This window comes from Mesobacillus subterraneus (assembly GCF_000934845.1).
Classification (GTDB): Bacteria; Bacillota; Bacilli; order Bacillales; family Cytobacillaceae; genus Mesobacillus; species Mesobacillus stamsii.
Map to the genome: position 1 here is coordinate 1 of NZ_JXIQ01000010.1, position 22,630 is coordinate 22,630.

The 22,630-nt window shown below is 39.1% G+C and carries 21 protein-coding genes, 1 pseudogene and 1 other annotated feature; of the genes and pseudogenes, 8 read left to right on the forward strand and 14 right to left on the reverse strand.

Annotated features, from left to right (window positions below):
- Positions 1–322: 322 nt before the first annotated feature.
- Together UB32_RS00840 and UB32_RS00845 are read right to left on the reverse strand one after the other, a co-directional pair.
- On the reverse strand, positions 323–646 hold the full coding sequence (locus UB32_RS00840; RefSeq protein WP_044390434.1) for an ArsR/SmtB family transcription factor: 324 nt from the start codon (positions 644–646) through the stop codon (positions 323–325).
- A 25-nt stretch (positions 647–671) separates the two neighbouring features.
- Entirely contained in the window at positions 672–2,426 is a 1,755-nt protein-coding gene (locus UB32_RS00845; RefSeq protein ID WP_044390435.1) for a SulP family inorganic anion transporter, read from the reverse strand.
- 232 nt (positions 2,427–2,658) lie between these two features.
- Here UB32_RS00845 and UB32_RS00850 point away from each other — a divergent pair, with 232 nt between their 5' ends.
- Positions 2,659–3,672 carry a DUF3231 family protein gene (locus tag UB32_RS00850; RefSeq protein ID WP_044390436.1) on the forward strand — a complete coding sequence of 338 codons (1,014 nt, stop codon included), beginning with the start codon at positions 2,659–2,661 and terminating at the stop codon, positions 3,670–3,672.
- A gap of 57 nt (positions 3,673–3,729) precedes the next feature.
- Here the strand turns inward: UB32_RS00850 and UB32_RS00855 are convergent, their stop codons facing one another.
- The 11 genes from UB32_RS00855 to nagB all read right to left on the reverse strand — a co-directional run bounded on the left by UB32_RS00855 (position 3,730) and on the right by nagB (position 12,858).
- Entirely contained in the window at positions 3,730–4,458 is a 729-nt protein-coding gene (locus UB32_RS00855) for a glucosamine-6-phosphate deaminase (protein ID WP_044390437.1), read from the reverse strand.
- Between the two features lie 13 nt (positions 4,459–4,471).
- Positions 4,472–5,395 (reverse strand): 1-phosphofructokinase family hexose kinase, encoded by a 924-nt coding sequence (locus tag UB32_RS00860; RefSeq protein ID WP_044390438.1) that lies wholly within the window; start codon positions 5,393–5,395, stop codon positions 4,472–4,474.
- The gene (locus UB32_RS00865) at positions 5,392–6,261 is read right to left on the reverse strand and encodes a tagatose bisphosphate family class II aldolase (RefSeq protein ID WP_044390440.1); all 870 of its coding nucleotides are present in this window, start codon (positions 6,259–6,261) and stop codon (positions 5,392–5,394) included. The genes UB32_RS00860 and UB32_RS00865 overlap by 4 nt, the downstream gene beginning before the upstream one ends.
- A 57-nt stretch (positions 6,262–6,318) precedes the next feature.
- A complete protein-coding gene (locus UB32_RS00870) occupies positions 6,319–7,500 on the reverse strand; it encodes an SIS domain-containing protein (RefSeq protein WP_044390442.1) in 1,182 nt (393 codons plus the stop codon).
- A gap of 111 nt (positions 7,501–7,611) precedes the next feature.
- On the reverse strand, positions 7,612–8,346 hold the full coding sequence (locus UB32_RS00875; RefSeq protein WP_241768397.1) for a GntR family transcriptional regulator: 735 nt from the start codon (positions 8,344–8,346) through the stop codon (positions 7,612–7,614).
- 28 nt (positions 8,347–8,374) lie between these two features.
- The gene (locus tag UB32_RS00880) at positions 8,375–8,815 is read right to left on the reverse strand and encodes a PTS sugar transporter subunit IIA (RefSeq protein WP_044390444.1); all 441 of its coding nucleotides are present in this window, start codon (positions 8,813–8,815) and stop codon (positions 8,375–8,377) included.
- On the reverse strand, positions 8,816–9,613 hold the full coding sequence (agaD, locus tag UB32_RS00885) for a PTS galactosamine transporter subunit IID (protein ID WP_044390446.1): 798 nt from the start codon (positions 9,611–9,613) through the stop codon (positions 8,816–8,818).
- The gene (gene agaC, locus UB32_RS00890; protein WP_044390448.1) at positions 9,600–10,385 is read right to left on the reverse strand and encodes a PTS galactosamine transporter subunit IIC; all 786 of its coding nucleotides are present in this window, start codon (positions 10,383–10,385) and stop codon (positions 9,600–9,602) included. The genes agaD and agaC overlap by 14 nt, the downstream gene beginning before the upstream one ends.
- 11 nt (positions 10,386–10,396) lie before the next feature.
- Positions 10,397–10,870, reverse strand: coding sequence for a PTS galactosamine transporter subunit IIB (agaB, locus tag UB32_RS00895; RefSeq protein ID WP_044390450.1), 474 nt, complete (start codon positions 10,868–10,870; stop codon positions 10,397–10,399).
- A gap of 180 nt (positions 10,871–11,050) precedes the next feature.
- Positions 11,051–11,959: a Gfo/Idh/MocA family protein gene (locus UB32_RS00900; protein WP_052806902.1), complete on the reverse strand. Its 909-nt coding sequence runs from the start codon at positions 11,957–11,959 to the stop codon at positions 11,051–11,053.
- Between the two features lie 134 nt (positions 11,960–12,093).
- Positions 12,094–12,858 (reverse strand): glucosamine-6-phosphate deaminase, encoded by a 765-nt coding sequence (gene nagB / locus UB32_RS00905; protein ID WP_044390452.1) that lies wholly within the window; start codon positions 12,856–12,858, stop codon positions 12,094–12,096.
- Between the two features lie 307 nt (positions 12,859–13,165).
- Here nagB and UB32_RS00910 point away from each other — a divergent pair, with 307 nt between their 5' ends.
- From UB32_RS00910 to UB32_RS00940, 7 genes are all read left to right on the forward strand, one after another.
- Positions 13,166–13,891 (forward strand): GntR family transcriptional regulator, encoded by a 726-nt coding sequence (locus UB32_RS00910; RefSeq protein WP_044390454.1) that lies wholly within the window; start codon positions 13,166–13,168, stop codon positions 13,889–13,891.
- Between the two features lie 30 nt (positions 13,892–13,921).
- Positions 13,922–14,770 (forward strand): MurR/RpiR family transcriptional regulator, encoded by an 849-nt coding sequence (locus UB32_RS00915; protein ID WP_044390456.1) that lies wholly within the window; start codon positions 13,922–13,924, stop codon positions 14,768–14,770.
- A 128-nt stretch (positions 14,771–14,898) separates the two neighbouring features.
- Entirely contained in the window at positions 14,899–15,783 is an 885-nt protein-coding gene (gene murQ, locus UB32_RS00920; protein WP_044390457.1) for an N-acetylmuramic acid 6-phosphate etherase, read from the forward strand.
- A gap of 97 nt (positions 15,784–15,880) precedes the next feature.
- Positions 15,881–16,867, forward strand: a complete 987-nt coding sequence (locus UB32_RS00925) for a GNAT family N-acetyltransferase (protein ID WP_044390459.1) — start codon at positions 15,881–15,883, stop codon at positions 16,865–16,867.
- Between the two features lie 14 nt (positions 16,868–16,881).
- The gene (locus UB32_RS00930; protein ID WP_198528139.1) at positions 16,882–18,213 is read left to right on the forward strand and encodes a PTS transporter subunit EIIC; all 1,332 of its coding nucleotides are present in this window, start codon (positions 16,882–16,884) and stop codon (positions 18,211–18,213) included.
- A 216-nt stretch (positions 18,214–18,429) separates the two neighbouring features.
- Positions 18,430–18,651 (forward strand) — a binding site (T-box leader).
- Between the two features lie 446 nt (positions 18,652–19,097).
- On the forward strand, positions 19,098–20,219 hold the full coding sequence (gene proB, locus UB32_RS00935) for a glutamate 5-kinase (protein ID WP_044390461.1): 1,122 nt from the start codon (positions 19,098–19,100) through the stop codon (positions 20,217–20,219).
- Complete coding sequence (locus UB32_RS00940; protein WP_044390463.1) at positions 20,216–21,460, forward strand: glutamate-5-semialdehyde dehydrogenase; 1,245 nt, start codon at positions 20,216–20,218, stop codon at positions 21,458–21,460. Before proB ends, UB32_RS00940 begins: the two co-directional genes overlap by 4 nt.
- Before the next feature lie 151 nt (positions 21,461–21,611).
- On the opposite strand, the pseudogene UB32_RS19180 reads toward UB32_RS00940, so the two are convergent.
- Positions 21,612–22,477: pseudogene (locus tag UB32_RS19180) on the reverse strand (transposase); the annotation flags it as partial.
- Positions 22,478–22,630 lie beyond the last annotated feature (153 nt).

Genomic DNA, 22,630 nt, shown 5'->3' on the forward strand with positions numbered 1-22,630 from the left:
ACGTGGATTTCACTCCGTCGGACAGACTCCTAGCCCCTCGAGTCGCTTGGCGATGGGCTTGTCAAGAAAGCCCCGTTATCTAGACAGGTTTGGGGATGCAGAGCGGAAAGTTGTCAAGAAAGCCCCGTTATTTTGACAGGTTCTGTGTTCTTATTAAAATGTGATGGGGTTTGGGTTCAAATTCTTTTTTTTGGATGGGGTGATAGGACGATATGTCGGTGTGGCTTGGTTGCCATCGGAATAGGTTTTAGTTTTTTATATGAAAAAAGGACAGCCTAGTTGCTGTCCTTTTTCGTATTTTGAAAGCAAAAGGTCCGTTCTGCTAGTCAGAGAATTTGTCTAACATATGAATGGTATCAACCAAATGGTTATTAAAGATTTGACGCGCGACGGAAAGGAGATCCATGATCATAGGATCGCGCAGAGTATATATCACGCGGTTTCCTTCTTTCGTCCCTGTAACTATATTTTTATTGCGAAGGATCGTTAATTGTTGCGAAACCGCTGAGCCTTCGCTGCTTGCGAGATTCTGAAGCTCATTTACACTTTTCTCCCCCTCCGCTAATAACTCAAGAATTTTTATCCTCAGTGGATGGGCAAGTGCTTTAAAAAAGTCTGCCTTAAATTGCTGCATCTCTAGGTCCAATTTCCCTTTCCTCCCATACAAGTTTTTAGGTTGAATAGACTCTTCTGTCTTCAATTGTTTTAGTAGCACCAGATAAACCTTCGCATTCCCTGAAAGCGAAATGCTTGCAGCCTAGGCATTTATCTTTGTTTAAGTGTAATATGGCAAAATCAATTGCCTCTCCAGTATGTTCAAAAAAGTGATCTTCGCCAATAAATTGATATAGTCCAGTTTTTCTTAATACCTTTTTTGGCTGTTCGTTTACACCAGATAGTATGACGATTCCGTGTTTTGAAAAATCACGGACAATACTTGATAACATGGATTCTCCGGTTGTATCAATAAATGGAACTTTCCCCATCCTTAATAAAAGGACTTTCGGTCGGTAATGAATCGTATTCATGATGCTTTGCTCAAAGGTTTGTGCTGCACCAAAAAACAAAGGGCCCTCGACATTAAAAATACTGATTTGTGGACAATCATGAGAATCTGTTACCATTTGAGGCTCCACTTTTTCCAATCTGTTTCTAGGATTAGGCAAAACTTTCGTTGTTACCATCATATCACTCATTCTTTTAATGAAAATGATGACTGCTAAGATTAAACCTAATTCAACCGCTAAAGTGAGATTGAAAAATACGGTTAACAAGAATGTAACTACTAAAACAAGCGAATCCTCGGTTTTCGTTTTCAATAAATGCAAAAACACATGACGTTCACTCATATTCCAGGCAACAATCATTAAGATTGGTGCCATACTTGCTAACGGGATTTTGGAAGCATATGGAGCAAAAAGGACAAGAATGATGAGTACGACGATCCCGTGGATCACTCCAGAAATAGGGGAAGCAGCCCCATTTTTAATATTCGTTGCCGTTCTTGCAATAGCGCCCGTTGCAGGGATACCTCCAAACAAGGGTGTAATCATGTTTGCAATCCCTTGACCAATTAATTCTTTGTTACTGTTATGCTTAGTACTTGTCATACCATCTGCTACTACCGCCGATAACAGGGATTCAATTGCTCCAAGCATTGCGATAACAAATGCAGGGCCAATCAGTTTCTGGACTTGCCCGATTGAGAAATCTGGTATGTTAAAATGCGGGAGATTGCTAGGGATCTCACCAAAGGTTGACCCAATGGTCGCTACATGATTTGGGTAGAAAAAACTAGCAATCAGAGTGGAAACAATAAGTCCAATAAGTGGTCCGGGTATCTTCGGAAATAACTTAGGCGTATATAGGACAGTGACCAAACAAATGGCAGCAGTGAAAAGACTAAATAGGTTGATGGTCCCAATATTGCCGATAATTTCGTAAATGTTTTCCAGGAAGTATTCATGCTGTACAACACCAGTGAGTCCTAAAAAGTTTGGAATTTGACCTGCAAAAATAATAACTGCTATTCCTGAAGTAAACCCAATTGTCACTGGTTTAGGGATAAATTTAATTAGCGACCCTAATTTAAAAATTCCCATGAGAAACAAAATAATGCCTGCCATAAACCCGGCAATCAATAAATTATCCAATCCATAGGTCATCACAATTCCAAATAGAATCGGAATGAAAGCCCCCGTTGGACCGCCAATTTGATACCGTGACCCGCCAAGCAACGATATTAAAATTCCTGCAATTATCGTAGTGTAAATTCCATACTCAGGCTTTACTCCTGAGGCAATGGCAAATGCCATCCCTAGAGGAATGGCAATAACTCCAACTACAATCCCGGATATAATATCGCGTTGAAGCGAACGAATGGAATAATTACTGTATCTCCCTTTAAATCTTAATTTATATTGCATATACACCCTTCCTTAGTCTATTGTCCTTTAGTATCTTTGAATATTTGAATATATCATAATTTGAATTTACTCCGATTTCCCCTTAATGTCAAACACTTTTTTTGTTTAACAAGAGGAATAGGTATTTTTTCATACATAAGGTGAAAAATAAATGGAAGCCGCATTGGAGCTCAGGAATCTCCAGAAAAGACCACCAATAAGGTTAGTTAGTCAGTGAAGGGAGCAGTTTTTGATGGGTACGGATATATCGAATTTAACATTATCTGAAATGGGGAAACTGTGGGTTACATATAACGGAAACACAATGGGGGAATGTGTGCTTAGTTATTATCTAAAGCATGTTGAAGATGACGAAATAAAACAGCTCTTAGAGTATGCTTATAGCTTGACTAAAACGTTTATACGGGACATAGAATTGTTTTTTAAGGAAGAGAACTTTCCTATCCCAGTAGGATTTACAAAAGAAGATGTGAATGCAGATGCCCCGCGACTATTTAAAGATGAATTTTATCCTTATTATTTACAGTACACAGGAAAAGCAGGGATGAGTATTTATAGTGCGGCAATTTCCATCGTAACCAGAAAGGACGTAAGGGATTTTTTTGTTAAATGCTTGGATGCAACTGTTAAATTGACAGCAGAGGCAAATGATCTATTAAAGGCAAAAGGCATGTTACTCAATGCACCGAAAATGCCAATCCCAAATGAAGTGGATTTTGTAGAAAATCAGAGTTTCTTGAACGGCTATTTAGGGGATATAAGACCATTGCATGGACTAGAAATTGCCCATTTATATGACAATATTAACAACGACATAACGAGCAAGGCACTAATCATTGGATTTAAGCAAGGGACACAAAATAAAAAAGTAAGAAAATTTCTAGAAAGTGGCGAAAAAATCAATAAAAATCACATCGAAAAAATTTCCAATAAACTAAATGAAGAGAATTTACCGTCTCCTTCCACCCTGGATCATTTAGTTACTTCATCCAACATACCCGCTTTTTCTGATAAATTAATGGTGGCTCATAAAATTGACATGTTTTCGATGAAAATAAGAAAATATGCAGAGGGAGCCTCCCTTAATGGCAGAAGAGATATCGGGGCATTGTATGCACGGTGTTTAATAGACGTTTCCTTATTTTTAGAAGATGGAGCGAATATTTTGATTGAACACGGATGGATGGAACAGCCGCCATTCACAGTAAACAGAAACAAATTGACTTCGAATGAGGGGAATAAGTAGATAAATACTTAGATATGTTGGTAAAAAAAGCTGGGAGGAGACTCCCAGCTTTTCGTGTTACTTTGGATCGGCTTCTTTATCGACATACACAAAGCAATTTTTATGAAGGTTCATTGAGGAAATGGGATATTTAGCATCATAACTGCCTTTTAACAATTGAGCAATGGCATCTTTTTTTGCAGAACCATTGGCAATGACAATCGCCATTTTCGCTTCCAGCATTTGCTTAAGCCCAATCGTAATTCCCTTTTCAAGGACTGTCTCTTTACTGAAGTATTTCTGGCCAACTACTTTGGTAGTATTATCTAGCTCAATGACATGGGAATTCAGATTAATGCTCACATAAGGCTCATTTAAAGCCAGATGGCCATTTACACCGACGCCAAGCAATAGGGCATCAATCCCTCCATGCTTAGAAATAAATGCGTCCGTTTTGCGGCATTCTTCTGATAAATCATTGCTCATTGAATCAAAGAATTGAATGCTGCTCGCAGGTATTTTCAGAGGGATGAAAAAGTGCTCATTCAAATACCGATAACAGCTGCCTTCATCTTCTTTGGATAACCCGACAAATTCATCTAATCCTACAAAACTGCAGCGGGAAAAATCCACCTCGCCGTTTTGTTGGGCTGCAATGAGATATTCCAAAGTTCCGGTAGGCGTACTTCCCGCTGCCAAGCAGATTAATGAATCCGGATTTTCATTAACCGCTTCAATGAGTTTACCGGCTGCCTTTATTGACATTTCCCGGTAAGTTTCAGATATATCATAATAAAAGGGATACATGTATGGTCTCCTATTAACTAATTTTTGTCACACTAATTTGATGTTGATAGTTGGATACAAGGGAGGGATTGACTGATCCCGTTTTTGTTTCGAGTGTGTTCAAAACCCCCATTGTCGTACTGTAGGAAAATAGTGTTTCTCCATCCATTCCCTTTGCCAATCCAGCAGCAAAACCAGCTACTACTGAATCCCCCGAGCCAACAGGATTTACTGCATCTACAGCAGGGATAGTCACTTTAAAAATGGTCTGCTCTGTTTTAATGAGAGCTCCATTTGCACCGAGCGTTACCATGACAAACTTAATGTTGGAATCGAAAGCTAGCAAGGCCTTAATAGCTTCCTTTTCATTTGTAAGTTTTCCGCCAACAAGCGTTCCAAATTCCTCTAGGTTTGGTTTGATGAATAATGGGCCAGCATCTATAGCTGCCTTTAGAGCTTTACCGCTTGTATCAAGTAAAAAAGGTTTTCCATATCTTTTCGCTAGACTTATGAGCTCTGCATAAAACTCTGCTGGGATCCCTTTTGGAAGACTCCCAGAAGCTGTAATAACATCGGCTTTTTGAAAAAGACTTGCCATCTTTCCGATAAATCGAGTTACTTCTTCCTGATTGATGTCAGGTCCTTCTTCCAAAATTTCTGTCTGTTGGGTGCCATGAAGGATAGCTATGCAGTTTCTTGTACTATCTTTGATTGTCACGAAATCAGATGCTATGCCTTCCTTCTCAATCTCGTATTCGATGAAATGACCATTTGTTCCGCCCAAAAAACCAGTAGCCATAACTTCCATTCCGAGTGATTTTAATACCCTTGCCACATTGAGTCCCTTGCCCCCGGCAGTTTTTTGCGTGAAGTTGCATCTATTAGCATTGTTCAGGTAAAACTCAGGGATTCTGTATGCAATATCCACTGAAGGGTTCAAAGTGATCGATAAAATCATGCTTTGCCATCACTCATGCACATTTTGATTTTTTCATATACAACTTGTTTCATGTCCTTTTTCGCCTGGGCCATATATTTACGTGGGTCGCTTTCTTCAGGATGATCGACAAGATACTTTCGAAGTGCTCCTGAGAAAGGTATTTTCAATTCAGTTGCAATATTGACCTTCGTGCAGCCCAATGAAATACTGCGGCGAACGTCTTCAAGTGATATACCAGAAGCACCATGCAGTACAAGTGGGATATCGACTTTTTTCTGAATGATGGCAAGACGCTCAAAGTCCAGTTTGGGTTCAGATGCATACATTCCATGCGCTGTTCCAATTGCAACTGCCAGGGAATCGATGCCGGTTTCTTTAGCAAAAATGACTGCTGCATCGGGATCGGTATAGAATGAATCTTCCTTATTGACAACAAGATCATCTTCCTGCCCACCGAGACGGCCAAGTTCTCCCTCGACCGTGGCATCAAATTCATGTGCAAGAGTAACAATGTCTTTTGTAATTTTGATGTTTTCTTGGAAAGGGTGGTGGGAACCGTCAATCATGACAGATTTGACACCTAAGTTAAGTGATTCTTCGATATCAGATTTATTCTCGTGATGGTCAAGATGCAGGGCAATAGGGATGGAATATCTTACTGCAGCGGCTTCGACAATCGCTTGGATATAATCCCTGCCTGCATAGGAAAAAGTTCCAGGAGTTGCAGCAAGAATAACAGGAGAATTCAATTCTGCTGCTGCCTCTGTTATCACCTGAACTGTTTCCAAATTATGAATATTAAAAGCCGGAATTGCATAGCCGTGTTTCTGGGCATCAAGCAGCATTGCCTTTGTATTAACAAGATTTGAATTTTGAACGAACATCTGACATCCACTCCTTATTTTATAAAATAGAACTTGCCAATTTGACTGAAGCAACGATTACTTTTCCAATGGATGGATAATAACTCCCTGGACAACTCTGTTTACGGTTCCGTTAACACTTGGATTATCTACCTTCAAACCAAGATCAATAGATTTTTTCACTGCCAGCGTCTGTGCGAATAAAATATAAATAAAAGCTAAATAAATGTCTTGGATTGCCTGGGTATTTGGGACGGCCTTAACATACCAATCACATTTTTCTTTCACAACATTGTCATCTCTGGAATCAAGCACGACGATTTTCCCGATACCTTCGTTATGGAGTTCAGCCAGGAGGTCCAGATCGTATTTTCGCGTATAAGGATCGTTGGAAAGGTACAACACAATCAGCGATTTTTCGTTCTGAATGGATTTAGGACCATGTCTGAATCCAAGTGGAGTTTCATACATGGAAATGGTTTTGCCGGCTGTCAATTCAAGGACCTTTAACGCAGACTCTCTTGCAAGACTACCCAATGGACCGGAACCAAGGTAAATAATGCGCTCAAAATCAAACGCAATAATTTCTTCCAGCAATGAATTCAATTCCGTAAAGAGCGCTTCACCGACAGAACTAATAGTTTCAACAACGTCACTCAGTTCCTCAAGCCTATCAAGCTGGAATAAGAGCAAGCTGGCCATCATCATGCTAGTGAATGAACTGGTCATTGCAAATCCCTGGTCATTTGATTCGGCAGGCATTAACAGGGTTAAGGAGTTTTCACTACTTTCTGCTTTTTTAGCAAGACGGCCATCCGGATTGCAGGAAAAAATGATTTCATAAAAATGGTCGACCAATTGTTTGCCGATTTCCGTTGCTGCAACACTTTCGGGACTGTTTCCTGAACGTGCAAAGGAAACCATCACGGTAGGAATATCTTTCGTTAAATAATAATTGGGATTTGAAACAATATCAGTAGTGGCAGTCGCTTCAAACTGCCATCCGTTATTACTATTATGCTTTTTTAGATAGGGAACAACTATTTCTCCTACATATGCAGACGTGCCTGCTCCAGTAAAAATAAAGCGAACAATTTCATGGCGCTGCGATAGTTGATAGAGAAAGTCTTGAATATGGTCCTTATTCTTTTTAACAATTTTATATGTTTCTTTCCAGAGCCTAGGTTGCTGTAGAATCTCTGTAACAGTTGACTCTGCTCCAATCGAAATGAGTTTTTCTTTTGATAATGGTAAAAACATAAGTTTTCTTCACTCCTAAGTGTTTATGTCGTCATAACCAGTTGAGTTAATAGTGAAAACTATATCAAACCAATAGGTTCAACATAGTTTTCAAATATTAGGCTACTGCCTTTATCTCGGATTTTGCAATTCGGCTGTATAAAAGAACTGGTCGCCGCGGGCTACAGTTTCTGTATATTCAACCACTTCATCGTGAAAATACGTAGAACGTTTAATGTTCATACATGCTTCCCCTTGGTTAATCTTAAGAAGCTTTGCTGTTTTCTCATCAATATTAGAAGCGTGGAATTGCTCGATCGCACGTTCAACCTTGATGGAATAATCTTCTTCAAATACGTGATACATTGGCTTTTTTTTCAGCGCTTCTTTCGTTAAGAACGGAAATTTGGCAGCCGGCAGATAGGAGGTTTCCAACAACATCGGAACACTATCCGCAAGCCTAAGGCGCATAATTTTGTATACTTCATCCTCCGGCCCAAGATGAAGAGCCGTCCTGATTCTATCTTTGGGTTTGATTAATTCAAACGAAAGAACCTTTGTCTCTGGATTTTTGTCAAGGCGCTTCATTTCTTCTGTGAAACTGTAGACCGTAAACAATTGCTGGCCAAATTTCTTGGGGGCCACGTATGTCCCTTTACCATGCTGCTTATAAATATAGCCTTCTTTTTCTAGTTCCTGTAGCGTCTGGCGAACAGTAATTCTGCTGACATCGTATTTTTCACAGAATTCCCGTTCGGAAGGAAGCTTGTCATGCGCATCGAATTTTCCGTTCTCAATCATGGATATTATGATCTCCATCAGCTGATTGTAAAGAGGGAGCGGATTACTTTTATCAATCCTTTTCACCTTAACTTCCTCCTGAGTGTTCATCTGATTATATACCATCCTCCTCAGTGATTCCTCCATCAAATGCTGCTGATTCTATGATTCTTTCGAACTTAACCGTATACTTCCTGCTAGAATTCACCATTGCTTCAGCAAGTTCATCTAAGCTCATCATATCCTTTTGCAAGATTCCCTCCAGGATAGACCCTAGATTACATCCTGCAACCACTTCTAAACGGTGATTTGTATTAGCGAGAACTGCCGCATTTTTATATGGAGTACCTCCTAATATATCACATATAAACAAAAATTCGAAGTCAGAGAAAGTTTCCACGGTGTCCATCATTCTTTTCATTAACCCTTGCTCATTTAATTCTGCCGGAAAATCAATCGCAATGACATCTTCATTGCTTCCCGCTAGCAAATCAAGCGAGCTTTTAAGTCCTGTTGCATAGTTACCATGCCCGGTGATTATGACTTTCTTCATCATTTATAACACCCCCAAAAAGGACAGTACAATAGCAAAGAGGAAGGTAACTCCAATCAATACAACTGGGCTAGTCTTCTTCTTTTTAAGGAAGTAGAACATCAGCAGTGTAAAACTGAGCGGCAGGAGATTCGGGAAAATTTTATCAAAGAAATCTGCCTGAAGTGCTACGGAATGCTCGCTGTTAATCTTAATTTCAGATAATACATTAATGTGTACATAAGCAGCGATAAGTCCGCCAATGACGGTAGATCCCAGGATTGTCGCAGATTTCGCTATTGATTGTGATCCTGTCTTAATTATCTCAATGGCACTTGTTCCAAGTTGGTAACCCATATGAGTCAAAACAATTCGGAGAGCAAAGACTCCGACATAGACTGCAAAGAAAATCAGTGGACCAATCAAACTTCCCTGAATGGCAAAGGATGCTGAGATACCAGCCACAATTGGCAATAGGGTAAACCAAAACAGGGCGTCACCGATTCCGGCAAGCGGAGCAAATAACGCAACCTTCAAACCTTTAATCAAGTTGCGATCTTCATTTTTTTCTTCAAGAGAAAGCAGCAGTCCCATTAGAAAACCTACGAGGGTCGGATGGGTGTTGATAAATTCCATATTGTCTTTCATTGCTTCAGAAAGCTTTTTATCATCTTTATGAATTTTTCTTAAGAATGGGAGCATGGAATACAACCAGCCACCAGCTTGCATTCTTTCATAGTTAAAGCTTGCCTGCAAGAAAAGCGAACGGAAGGCAAGTTTTGTCAAATCTTTTTTGGATAAAATACGGTTAGATTCCGTCACTGTAATCCCCTCCTCCTGGTGGTGTTGCAACGACTTGTTTCTTTTGATTGTTAAAGTATTCAAAAAGCGCGAATGCTGCTCCGATAACTGCTACAGGCAGTAAGTTGGAGAATGGTATGAATGAAGCGAAAACGAAACCAACAATCAAATACGGAATCAGTTCTTTTTTCATCATGACGCGAAGTAGTAGAGCGAAACCAACTGCTGGCAAAATTCCACCCGCAACCTGGAATCCATGTGTTAACCATTCGGGCATAGCCTCAACAAGTTGCCTCATCGGAGTCTGGGCAATATAGGCACTAAGGAAAACGACAACTCCATTTGTCAAAGCAACAATCAAGATAAGGAAGAGATTCAAACGGGAAAATGCTTTAACGTTTGCTTCCTCAGCATAACGATCCGCTTTTGCCATAAAGAAAGCGAAAGAGGAATAGTAGAATAAGAGAATATATTGCATTAAGAAACTAAAAGGAAGTGCCAGCCCAATTGCAGTTTTTTCATCAACTCCGGCTGAGTAGGCAAGCACCGGTGTCATAATACCGGCAAGCACCGGGTTTGGTGGCTGAGTGCCACCCGCTGGAGTTAGGCCTGCAAACGCAAGCTCTGTTAATCCACCAGCTACTAGTCCGAGTTTAACATCCCCAAGAATAAAACCAGTAATTGTTGAAACAATGATCGGCCGGAAGATGAAGAAGCCTTCGAGCCATGCATCAATTCCGACGATGATCGCCAGCACTGCTAGCAATATACCTTGTGTTAAGGTGATATCCATTTTCTTTCCCCCTATTTAATAGATTCCTTTTGTTCTCCAGGTACATCCTGGATGTATACATTCACACCTTTTGCAGCAATATACTTCAATGTTTCCAAATCGGAATCATCTACATAAACCTTTTTGCTTATCTGCTTTTTACCTGGGCTGAAGTGCATATTGCCTACATTTAATTCTTTAATTGGTACGCCACCATCGACCAATCTCTTTACTTCATTCGGTGTCCTGCAGATAATGAAAATCTTCTGGTGGGGAGCGGCTTTACTAATAATATTGATTGTGTGATCGACGCTAAAAAAACGGATACCTACTCCCGTTGATTCGGCAGTCATTCCCATCAACTGTTGTTGAAGTGGATCGGTGGCAACAAGGTCATCTGCGACGATTAATAGATTCGCGCCCAATGTAGTCGTCCATGTAACACCAACTTGGCCGTGCACTAAACGATTGTCAATACGAGTTAAAAGAATATTAGGTCCTGTCATTTGATAGGTGCCCCCCTTGTTTTTTTAAGCTCTTATTATGACGTTATGTTGTCATAACCTGTAGCCTAATTTTATTATAATTGCATGTTTTATAAATGTAAACGTTTTATTTTTAATTTATAAGGCGTTTTTTCAATAGAATTTCTATCTGTCCTTGTTGAAATAATGTACCAACTACGGTTAATCCTTTTGAAGTTCATCCATAATTCTTTGGCATAGTTCATGGGTAACAAGGGCATCGACTGCTGAAATCATTGGCTGCCTGTCGCTTTTTAAAGCTTGAATAAAATCATCTACCATTTGCTCGAACCCTCGTTTTGTTAAGGTTGGCTCCCAGTCATTTCTGCGGATTTCAATCTCCTCCAAACCTCGAGAAATGATCAGGTTCGATAAATTATAGACTGTTCTTTTTTCATAGGGACCCATAACCTCAGCAATTTCTTCCGATATAGCATTATCACGGTTCATAATTCCAATCGCAGTCCTTCCTTGGGAGAGGAACTGGACTACCGCGTGCTGCACCATGTTTTCATGAAAACGTGCATTGACGATGATGTTTTCGATTGGAAATGGGAAAAGGTAAGTGATTGTATCAACTACATGAATAAAGTCGTCCCAAACAAATGTCTGTAAATCTCTTGGAAGTCTCATCCGGTTCTTTTGCACAATGACTATACTAGGGTTGTCGACAGCTTTTAATTCATTGTAGGAAGGAGCATATCGACGATTGAAACCCGTCATCAGAATTTTCCCTTTTTCAGCGGCTAGTTCAGTCAGTTTGCGGGAGCTCTCGTAATCAAAGGTAATCGGTTTATCAACAAAGACATGAATATCGTGCTCTAATAGCTCACGAACAATTGCCTCATGTGATTCAGTTGCGGAATGTACAAAAGCCCCAGTGATTCCGCTTTCTATTAAAGACTGCCTGCTTGAATGCAAATTCGTAAATCGGTATTTATTGCCAATTTCTTGAAGTTTTTCATTATTCCTCGTTTGAAAATGAAATTCAACCCCTTCTAAAGCTCCATAAATTGGTAAGTATGCTTTTGCAGCAATACTTCCCAAACCAATTACTCCCACTTTGATCATTTTGACCCTCCAGAAAGCATTCCTATTTTCTCGTACTTTTAAAAAAATCACCTCCTTACAAGTGGAATTACCGCGTTTCATTCGCAGCCAGAATTATTTAACTGTTAAAAATTTCCTATCCTCCCACTCTTGTTTTAAACGTAAACACTATTTAAGGATTTATTGATCATTTTCAAATTTTTGGCTGCAGGTTGGTCGGCGATAACGATTACATTTTTGTGTAACTGAAGCAAGGAGGCAGGGAGCTGAGTGCTAATCTCTCCTTCGATCATTCCTTGAACAGCATTTGCTTTTTCTTCCCCGCTTGCTAATAGAATGATTTTCTTGCTTGATTCTAAAATAGTTTTGATTCCCATTGAAATGGCTAATCTAGGTACTAGTGCTTCATCACCAAAGAAGCGTGCATTTGCCTGAATGGTGCTTTCGGTTAATTGAACTACCCTTGTCTTTTCTTCTGGACTGGAGCCAGGTTCGTTAAAGCCAATATGCCCGTTTGATCCAATTCCAAGTACTTGGATATCAATGCCGCCTGCATCTTTTATTGCTTGTTCATAAGACTCACATTGTTTCTCTATTTGAGGTTGATCACCTCGTGGAATATGAATGTTGCTTGTAGAAATATTAATGTGAGAAAAAAATGTTTCTTTCATAAATTTGTGATAGCTTTGAGGGTGATTCGGTGAAATGCCCACATATTCATCAAGATTAAATGTTATAATCTTTGAAAAGTCGAGCCCTTCCTTGTTGTGATAACCAATTAACTTCTTGTACATACCAACCGGTGTACTCCCGGTCGCTAATCCAAGAACTGCATCTTGCTTTTTTTGGATGAATTCAGCAATCATCTGCGCACTAATTTGGCTTAATTCTTCATAATTTTTCGCAACTATCATTTCCATTAGAAGACATATCTCCCTTCCTTTTTGTTATCTTAAATCCTTCTTTTTAGGAATAATTTGTTACTATAAATAAAAGGAATTTGTAATTTGTGATCTGAATTTATCATTATATTTTTGATTTGTCAATTGTATATTCTTTAAAATTTGTAATTACCTATTAGTTATTCTGTTGAAAAAAACTAAAAACAATAGTATTTGTGCATTGTTCTGAGCTTTTAAAATGGTGCGAAAGAAATGTATCCGCTGTTCAAATGTTATAACAAAAGAGATATAATGTATCTAAACATTTTGTAGTAAGGAGCTTTTTATGAGTGAGCAAAAAAAAGAGCTAGCCCTCTATACGACCATAAAGTTTAAAATTATTGAATTAATTAAATCAGGAAAATACAAAGTTAATGACCAATTGCCAACGGAAAGTGAATTTTGCGAGGAGTATAATGTAAGTCGCACGACCGTTCGCTTGGCCTTGCAGCAATTGGAGCTAGAGGGATATTTGAAAAGGATACAAGGCAAAGGAACGTTTGTATCCATGGCGAAAATACAGACGCCCCTCACGCAAAAAATTCGCAGCTTTGCGCAACAAATGCAAGGAAGAAACTCCAAATCGGAAGTAATAGAATTAGAGGTTATTCCTGCTAACCAAACTATTGCCTCCATTTTAGAAATAGAAGAAAAAGACCCTGTAATCAAACTGGTTAGATTGCGCTATGCAGATAAGGAACCGATCCAATATCATACTTCCTATATTCCTTGGAAAGTAGCACCAGGACTGTCGATCGAGGATTGCCAGAATTCGCTGTTTGAAGTGTTGCGTACCAAATATGAAATCAATATTTCTCGTGGTATCGAATCAATTGAACCTATTCTTTCCGATGAAGTAGTAAGCAACTATTTAAATATTCCAGTCAACTCTCCTTCCTTTTTATCAGAATCTACGACGTATGATGATAAAGATAGCGTGATTGAATACGCTCAAATCATTACACGAGGGGATCGAACGAAATTTGTCGTGGAACAAAGTTATAATGAATAAAGATTTGTTATATAGAGAGGAAACATATTTATGAGTTCATTGTTGAAATTGATTAAAAAAGAATTATCCAGATTCTCTGACACTGAGCGAAAAATTGGAGAGTTTATTTTGTCTAACCCGGAATTGGTTCCAAGCATGACAACAAAAGAATTAGCAAAAAGTGCAGAAGTAAGTGAAGCTAGTGTTACTCGCTTCTGTAGGTCGATTGGAATTAATAGCTTTCGATTGTTTAAGATGCAGCTTATGAAGGATGTAACAGTTGCTAATGGGGATTTAACAACTTTCACCAGCCTTGAAAAAAAGGACTCAGTATATGATCTTTTTCGCAAGGTGACATATGCTAACCAAGGCGCAATTGTATCATCTCTTGCCTCGCTTGATCGAGTACAATTAGAAAATGCAGTGGAAGCCCTTATTAAGGCAAAAAAGGTGATATTTTATGGGGTTGGTGGATCAGTGACTGCAGCCTATGATGGTGGATATAAATTTGCACGAATAGGCTATCAAACAACAAGTTCTCCAGATTTTCATTACAATATAACCGTCATCCCTCATCTACAAAAAGATGATGTATTTATTGGGATTAGTTTGTCTGGAAAAACGAAGAATGTGATTGAACTGGCTACTTTTGCCAAAGAGCAAGGTGCTACAGTCATCGCAATTACGAAGATGAATCGTTCCCCGTTATATAAGCTGGCAGATATTACACTTTGTGTTCCAAGCATGGAAGAGGACTTTCGTATCGGAACGATTACCTCAAGAATGGTTCAATTAAATATAATTGACACATTATATTTAAGTGTTTTTCACATGCTAGGTGACGAAGTTTTAACAGCTTTTAAAAAGGCACAAAATGAAACGATGCGACTGCGTAAATAATAGCGCGCGTTTCTTAGTTATTTTATGAAATTTAATTTCATAAAATATAAAAATATTATTGAATTTTAATTTCACAATATATATAATTAGTGATAATAAACCTATAACTTAAAGAAGAAGGTGAGAATATGTTAGAAAAATTGCAGACGGAAATGCGAAATCCTAACACAAGGGACTTGGATAAAATGACTATCAATGAAATTCTTACAATTATGAACAATGAGGACAAAACAGTACCTACCGCTGTGTTTTCACAACTAGGAAAAATTGAAGAAGCAGTGAAACTAGTCCAATCTTCGTTTAAAAAGGGCGGTCGCTTAATATACGCTGGAGCTGGTACGTCTGGGCGATTAGGTATTCTTGATGCAGTTGAGTGCACACCTACTTTTGGAACACCCAAAGGAATGGTGGTTGGATTAATCGCTGGAGGAGACAGCGCATTTATAGAAGCAGTAGAAGGTGCAGAAGATGATGAATTTGCTGGAGAAAGAGAGTGTGAAAGATTAAAGATTTCTGAGAAAGATACGGTTATAGCACTCGCGGCAAGTGGGAGAACTCCATATGCGATTGGCTTATTAAAAGCAGCAGAGTCACGAGGTGTACGCACTGTAAGTATATGCTGTAACAAACACGCGGAAATGAGTAAATATTCTAGTGTTGCCATTGAAGTAGAAACAGGACCAGAAGTGTTAACTGGTTCAACGAGGTTAAAAGCAGGAACGGCTCAAAAACTGGTACTTAATATGATCTCCACAGCATCAATGGTTGGAGTCGGAAAAGTATATCAGAACTTAATGGTTGATGTGCTACCAACTAATAAAAAGCTTGTTGAAAGAGCAAAACGAATTATTATGGCGGCAACAGATGTAAGTTATGATGCTGCTGCAGAATATTATCAACAAGCACAAGGACATGTTAAAACTGCGATAGTGATGATATTACTTAGTTGTAACTATGAAGAAGCTAAGAAAAACCTTCAAAAAGCGCAAGGGTTTATACGAGAGACATTATGAAATTTTTTTGCATGAACTCCGATCCTGGATAAGTAATGATCGAATACATGGATAAAAGAATTATCTGAAAATGTAGTAACAAGTTAGGAGAACTCAAATGTACTATAGAACAATCGAACTTAGTGATATTAAGCAGATTATCGGGCTTTGGAATATAGAAGCAGTTAACCTGGGGTATAAACCTTTTCGAGATGAACAAGATTTCACACAACAGGTAGTAAGAAATAAGAATTTTTCTCGCGATGGGTTTATTGTATGCCTATCAAAAAATGAAAGCGTTATCGGATTTATAAATATGGTCTGCAAAAAGGAGATTTCCACAGGTGAGACCTTTCAGGACACCCCTGGTTATTTAAATATGCTTGTAGTTGACAGCAACTATCAAAAACAAGGTATTGGCTCGACTCTATTAGATCTTGGCGAAAAGTATTTAAAGGATAATGGAAAAAAAGAAGTAACACTTTCTCATTCCTGTCCGATTAAATTATCTTGGTATGTTGACAAAGAAAAGCATGAACATAATAAGGCTCCAGGAATTAAGAAAGAAAGTTATGGATTGAAATTTTTAAAAAAAAGGGGGTATGCCGTCCAACAGGAAGAATTGTCTTATTATCGTAATTTAAAAGATTTCACACTGGCAGACGAAGTTAAAATTCAAGCGGAAAATCTTGAAAAGGAAGGAATAACGTTTACGTTTTTTAATCAGTTACGTCATTCAGGGTATAGCGAGATGTTTGAACGACTAGAGGATCCGTCTTTTTATAAGAAATTTATAGATGGGATCCAGGAAGGAAAGGATATTTTGGTTGCCGTTGATCAAACACAAGTATGTGCAACTGCTGGGACCATTTTTCGAGAAGAAAATGGAAGAGGATTTTTCTCGGCTTTAGCTGTAGACCCTCTATATCAAGGAAGACATATTGGCAATGTGTTATTTGGTAAACTTTGCTTAGCTTTAAAAGAAAAACAAGCTGATTATATGACTTTATTTGTTACAAAAGATAATCATGCTAGAAGGATATATGAAAGATCTGGATTTAAAGTTGTTCAAGAATGGTCGATTATGAATAAAGACTTAGAATAAAGGGGGTAAATAAATTGAGTAAACATTCAAAAATAATGGCTGAACAACTGATAAAAGAAATTGGTGGAGCAGAAAATATTGAAGCACTAGAGAATTGTATGACACGCGTTCGTATTACAGTGATAGAAAGTGCTAAAGTTCATATAGAGAATATTAAAAAGATGGAAAATGTATTAGGTGTTATATTTGAATCTGATTATTTACAAGTTATTGTTGGACCAGGAAAAGCACAAACAGTTACAACACAAATGAAAGAAATTTTGGAAATTGATACAAGAGATGAAGCGATGATCAGAAAAGAAAATGCAAATAGAGCAAATAATGTCTGGTATAAACTCATATTAAAAAGAATTGCGTCCATTTTTGTCCCGATTATTCCAGCATTTATTGCTTGTGGGTTGATTGTAACAATTTATGAGTCAACATATGTCTATTACCCAGGATTTAAAGAAACCTCATTTGGCGTTATTATGGGAACAGTCGCATATTCCATTTTCTCTATATTACCTATTATCGTCGGTTTTAATACCGCCAAGGAATTTGGTGGGACACCTGTACTTGGAGCGATCATTGGATTCATTTTATCAAGTGGAGGTTTAGCAGGTGCGGAGATTTTTTCCGTTACGATAGTACCAGGTAGAGGTGGGGTTATATCAGTACTTATTATTGTATATGTCGCAACATTATTGGAAAAAAATTTACGAAAACGAATTCCAAACTCGTTAGATCTGTTTTTAACTCCATTTTTGACTATTAGTGTAATGACAGTTGTCGGATTGGCAGTGTTTCAACCACTAGGAGGAATCATTTCGGAAAGTATTGGAAGCATGGTAAGTTTTATCATTTATCAAGTTCCTTATTTAGCAGGAATTGCTTCGTTAATTTATTTACCTTTGGTTGTATCCGGTATGCACCATGGATTAATTGCTGTAAATACCCAATTAGTTCAAGATTTCGGTGTAACTTATCTCTTGCCTGTAACAGCGATGGCAGGAGCTGGTCAAGTGGGTGCCTCAATAGGCGTTTATATAAAAACAAAAAGTAAGCGCTTAAAAAGAACGATAAAAAATGGACTTCCTGTAGGAATGCTTGGAATTGGGGAACCATTGCTTTGGGGTGTGACTATTCCCCTCGGTAAGCCGTTTCTTGCGTCTTGTTTAGGTGGTGCTATAGGGGGAAGCGCTATGGCCATGATGGGTGTAGCTGCGAAAGTACCTGAATTAGGTGGGATTCCTCTAGGATTTATTACTACCGGTTTTCCTTTATACTTTGTTGGTTTACTTATCGCATACACCAGTGGCTTTTTCCTCTGTATTCTATTAGGATTTGAAGACCCGATAGATTAATAGGAAAGAAGAAATTTTAGTAATTAGTGAGTGGGCTTTAAGTACATCAATAATCCCCTTGTAAACCTATTTTTCAAATTGAGGTGCAAGGGGGTTTTTGGATTTATCGGATATTTTAGGATTAAAGTACCCATAAACAATAAAAAATGTTGACATAAATTTCGGTGTCATACATAATGATTTCTAATAAACTGAAATTTTACATCAATAATAAATAAAAAAGTAATGACAGGGAATTAGTAAATAGAAATCAGGTAAAAGAGAGTAGGATTCACGGGCTGAAAAATCTTACATCCTGCAAAGCTATTGAACCTATCCCTAGAGCTGTCAGGCAAACCTGATCGTTTTCCTTCGTTAAGGGAGTATGAAAGCGGGCACGTGGATTCTATGTGCCAATGAAGGTGGTACCGCGAAAGACTAAGTTCTTCCGTCCTTTTTACAAGGATAGAAGGGCTTTTTTATATGGAAAAAACTCTATAAATTTTCACCTGAGAAATGTTGAGCTCTAACGCTTGTCGGGGCTGACCAAGGCACTTTCGCTTTCTACAATTTTGGAACTACCACAGGACTTTGTGCTTGGCAGGACCGAAGTTAAAAAGCATCTCCGAGCAGTTAGCGTCCAACGGCTTGCCTAAGCGGCAGGCTATGCGCTAGTCCTGGACAAGAATCTGATGTTATTTAGACAGGTTTGGAGGTGTAGAGCTAAAAGTAGTCAAGAAACCCCTGTTATTTAGACAGGTTCTATGTCCTTATCAAAATGTGATAGGGTTTGGATTGAAATTCTGAATGTGAAATGACGATATGGCCAGTGTGGTTCGGTGCCATCGGAATAGATTTTGTTTTTCATACTCTTTCCCTAAATAAATAACGGGCGGTGACAAATCATGAAAAAAAACAGGATTGTCGTGAAAATTGGAAGCAGTTCGTTGACAAACTTGAATGGTGGGCTTTGTGTCGAGATGCTTCGTAAACATGTGGAGGCGCTTGTTCGCCTCAAAAAGCTTGGACATGAAGTGATTTTGATTTCATCAGGAGCAATTTCTGCGGGTTTTGCTGACCTTGGGTATAACTCTCGGCCTGTAACCATCGCTGGAAAGCAGGCAGCTGCTGCTGTCGGGCAGGGTCTCTTGCTGCAGGGCTATACAGAAGAGTTTAAAAAATATGGAATTGTTTCCGCGCAGTTGCTGCTTACACGTCAAAATTTTCTTTATAAAGAGCAGTATCAGAATGCATATGCGACGTTGTCAGAACTGTTGAAACGAAATGTTGTGCCAATTATAAATGAAAATGATTCCGTATCGATCGAGGAATTGGCGTTCGGGGATAATGACATGCTTTCGGCATTGGTCAGCGGCCTTATTCATGCACACCATTTAATCATTTTGACAGATATCAACGGCATTTATGATAAAAATCCCAGAACCAATCGAGATGCCAAAAAATACAACTTCCTTACTCATATTCCGGATGAGATGCTTGAAGCTGTTTCAGGTACTGGTTCCAAAATCGGCACTGGTGGGATGAAGACAAAGCTTGAAGCTGCGCGGATTGCTAAAGCCCTTGGCGTTCATGTATTCATCGGATCGGGTACTGGGGCAGAAAAGCTGGTGGAAATTCTGGAAGGCAAGGGGGATGGCACTTACATAGGAAGCGATTTAAATTCAAGCGTGAAGTTATCCAAGCAGTGGCTTGCACTTCATTCGATTCCAAATGGGAAGATTGAAGTTGACAAAGGTGCAGCAGTAGCCATTTTAAATAAGGGAAAAAGCCTCCTTCCGGCTGGAGTAACAAAAATAATTGGCAGCTTTATGGTGAATGATGTCGTGGAGGTTGTCGGACCAAGTGGAGAAATAATCGGGAAGGGACAGAGTAATTTTTCCTCAAGCGAGTTAAATGAAATTATAGGATTGTCGAGCACAGAGGCAATGCTTATTGCCAACAGCAACAGAAGTGTAGTTATTCACCGTGACCATTGGGTCAGTCAGCGAGAGGAGAAAAAAGGATGAGCACAAACGAATTGATTCAAAAAGGGGAAAAAGCCAAACAAGCAGCTTCTTTATTGGCAAAAAAGACAACAAAACAGAAAAATGATGCTCTCAAACTCATTTCAATTCAGTTGATCGAGGAAAAGGAATTTATTTTAGCTGAAAATAAGAAAGATCTCACTGCTGGGCAACAAAATGGAATGAGTGAATCAATGTTGGATCGGCTAAAATTAGATGAAGCAAGTCTTAAGGAGATGGCGAACGCTGTGATGTCGTTAACCTTGCTGAAGGACCCGGTTGGTGAAATGATTGAACAATGGCAGCGTCCTAATGGGCTTCTCATTTCACAGATTCGCGTTCCACTCGGAGTTATTGGCATGATTTATGAGGCAAGGCCAAATGTGACGGTTGATGCTTCGAGTCTTTGTTTGAAAACAGGAAATTCCGTGCTGCTTCGTGGAAGTTCCACGGCCATTAGATCGAATAAAGCAATTGTCCGTGTAATCCACCGGGCGCTTGAGAAGAGCGAATTGCCTGCAGAGGCAGTTCAGCTTGTTGAAGATACGGGCAGGCAAACGGCATCGGAAATGTTCAAGCTTAACCGTTACCTGGATGTTCTGATCCCGCGTGGAGGAGCAAAACTGATCAAAACAGTGGTGGAAAATTCCACGGTTCCTGTTCTGGAAACTGGTGCAGGGAACTGTCATGTTTTTATCGATGAATCTGCAGGTAAAGAGATGGCGATCAACATTGCGGTCAATGCGAAAACACAGCGTCCTTCGGTTTGCAATGCGTGTGAAACAATCCTTGTTCATGAAAATTGGGCAGCCATGCATCTGCAAGAACTGGTAGAGATTTTGCAGGATAAAGGGGTAACCATTCATGGGGATGGAAGGGTTCCCGGCAACAAGATCATTCCTGCCACTAAGGAAGACTGGGCTACAGAATTCTTAGGATTGGAAGTAGCGATAAAAGTGGTAGGCAGCACGGATGAAGCGATTTCTCACATTAATCTATATGGAACAAAACATTCTGAAGCGATTGTTTCTTCAAATTCTGAAAATGTTAACAAGTTTTTTAACGAAGTGGATGCGGCTGCAGTTTACCATAATGCTTCAACGAGATTTACGGATGGTTTTGAATTTGGATTTGGAGCAGAAATCGGAATTAGTACGCAAAAGCTTCATGCTCGTGGACCAATGGGGCTTCCGGCCTTGACATCAACTAAATATATCATTAATGGAAACGGACAAGTAAAATAATGAAAAACGAAAAAAGGCTAGGGGTGACCGAGGCCACTGAAAATCTGCCGATTTTTAAGATTTTCTAGAAAATCCAAACGAAAAGAACCGATTCACTTGCATGTTTTTGGAAGTGAATCGGTTCTTTTTCTGTTTTTTGTCTCTTTTTGCTACCTGCATCTTCGCTTTTCTCAATAAGAGTTTGAAGTTGCTTGCCATCGTTTTTCTCGCCTGTCGTAATGACAGCTGCCGTAATGATTCGTTCCTCACTCATTGCCAGGTGGGTCTTGTATCCAAAGAAAGAGGAATCTGCCGTCTTGTGTCCCACTTTCGCATCATGATGATCCTTTGAGCATTGAATCTGTTCGAGGTCATCTGCGACCATCTCTTTCAATAAAATAAGATGTTCTTTTACTACCGGAAATTGAATCAGGGTCTCTTCCTTTTCAATCACTTCAATGAGTTTTTGCGAATAGGCAATTTCATCCTCCAACACATCAGTCTTAGTCTTGGATGGAAATTTGGTCTTCATGGATTCATCGATTTGGTAAATGGCCTTCCTTCGGTTTCAACTGATTATAACGGGCTTTTGTGTGAGTGGCATCGACAATAACGGACTTGCTTTTGATGATCTCTTTTTCTAAAGCAATCTCCACCGTTTTATTAATAAGCAAATCCAGGAGGTTTAGATCCTTTAACCTCAATTTTCGGAATTTGATCAGGGAACTCGGGTCTATAACTTCCTCTTCTGGAGTCATGTCCAGGAAATATTTGAAGGACATATCATACTTTGAACGATCAACAATATCCACGTCCTAAAGGTCATGGTTGGTTTTTAATAATAGATATTTTGAACATGCGAATGGGATCGATTGCGTTCCTGCCGTTATCAAGGCAATACTTATCCTTGAGATCTTCATAAACAAAGGTAAAGTCAACCAGATCATTAATCTGACGCAACATATTATCCTTTGGCACGATAAGGTCATAGAGCCCCATACAAGGACTTACTTTGATTGTTTGTTGCATTGACATCATTGGAACCACCCATTTTGACTAGATTGATTCTATTATAAAATAAAAACCGCCCGAATCCTTTAAAAAGTAAAGGACTTGAATGGTTTATAGTTTGTCTACCACATAGGTCTAGTAGCACTAGGTTGATTGGAACGGAAGGTGCGTAGACTCCTG

Bases quoted from the DNA above. Each gene is read 5' to 3' on its own strand.
- UB32_RS00900 (WP_052806902.1), bottom strand. From the start codon at position 11,959: ATGATCAAAGTGGGAGTAATTGGTTTGGGAAGTATTGCTGCAAAAGCA.
- agaC (WP_044390448.1), bottom strand. From the start codon at position 10,385: ATGGATATCACCTTAACACAAGGTATATTGCTAGCAGTGCTGGCGATC.
- UB32_RS00910 (WP_044390454.1), top strand. From the start codon at position 13,166: ATGAGTGAGCAAAAAAAAGAGCTAGCCCTCTATACGACCATAAAGTTT.
- UB32_RS00915 (WP_044390456.1), top strand. From the start codon at position 13,922: ATGAGTTCATTGTTGAAATTGATTAAAAAAGAATTATCCAGATTCTCT.
- UB32_RS00855 (WP_044390437.1), bottom strand. From the start codon at position 4,458: ATGTATCCCTTTTATTATGATATATCTGAAACTTACCGGGAAATGTCA.
- UB32_RS00850 (WP_044390436.1), top strand. From the start codon at position 2,659: ATGGGTACGGATATATCGAATTTAACATTATCTGAAATGGGGAAACTG.
- UB32_RS00870 (WP_044390442.1), bottom strand. From the start codon at position 7,500: ATGTTTTTACCATTATCAAAAGAAAAACTCATTTCGATTGGAGCAGAG.
- UB32_RS00925 (WP_044390459.1), top strand. From the start codon at position 15,881: ATGTACTATAGAACAATCGAACTTAGTGATATTAAGCAGATTATCGGG.
- proB (WP_044390461.1), top strand. From the start codon at position 19,098: ATGAAAAAAAACAGGATTGTCGTGAAAATTGGAAGCAGTTCGTTGACA.
- UB32_RS00860 (WP_044390438.1), bottom strand. From the start codon at position 5,395: ATGATTTTATCGATCACTTTGAACCCTTCAGTGGATATTGCATACAGA.
- agaB (WP_044390450.1), bottom strand. From the start codon at position 10,870: ATGACAGGACCTAATATTCTTTTAACTCGTATTGACAATCGTTTAGTG.
- UB32_RS00865 (WP_044390440.1), bottom strand. From the start codon at position 6,261: ATGTTCGTTCAAAATTCAAATCTTGTTAATACAAAGGCAATGCTGCTT.
- UB32_RS00880 (WP_044390444.1), bottom strand. From the start codon at position 8,815: ATGATGAAGAAAGTCATAATCACCGGGCATGGTAACTATGCAACAGGA.
- nagB (WP_044390452.1), bottom strand. From the start codon at position 12,858: ATGGAAATGATAGTTGCGAAAAATTATGAAGAATTAAGCCAAATTAGT.
- UB32_RS00940 (WP_044390463.1), top strand. From the start codon at position 20,216: ATGAGCACAAACGAATTGATTCAAAAAGGGGAAAAAGCCAAACAAGCA.
- murQ (WP_044390457.1), top strand. From the start codon at position 14,899: ATGTTAGAAAAATTGCAGACGGAAATGCGAAATCCTAACACAAGGGAC.
- UB32_RS00845 (WP_044390435.1), bottom strand. From the start codon at position 2,426: ATGCAATATAAATTAAGATTTAAAGGGAGATACAGTAATTATTCCATT.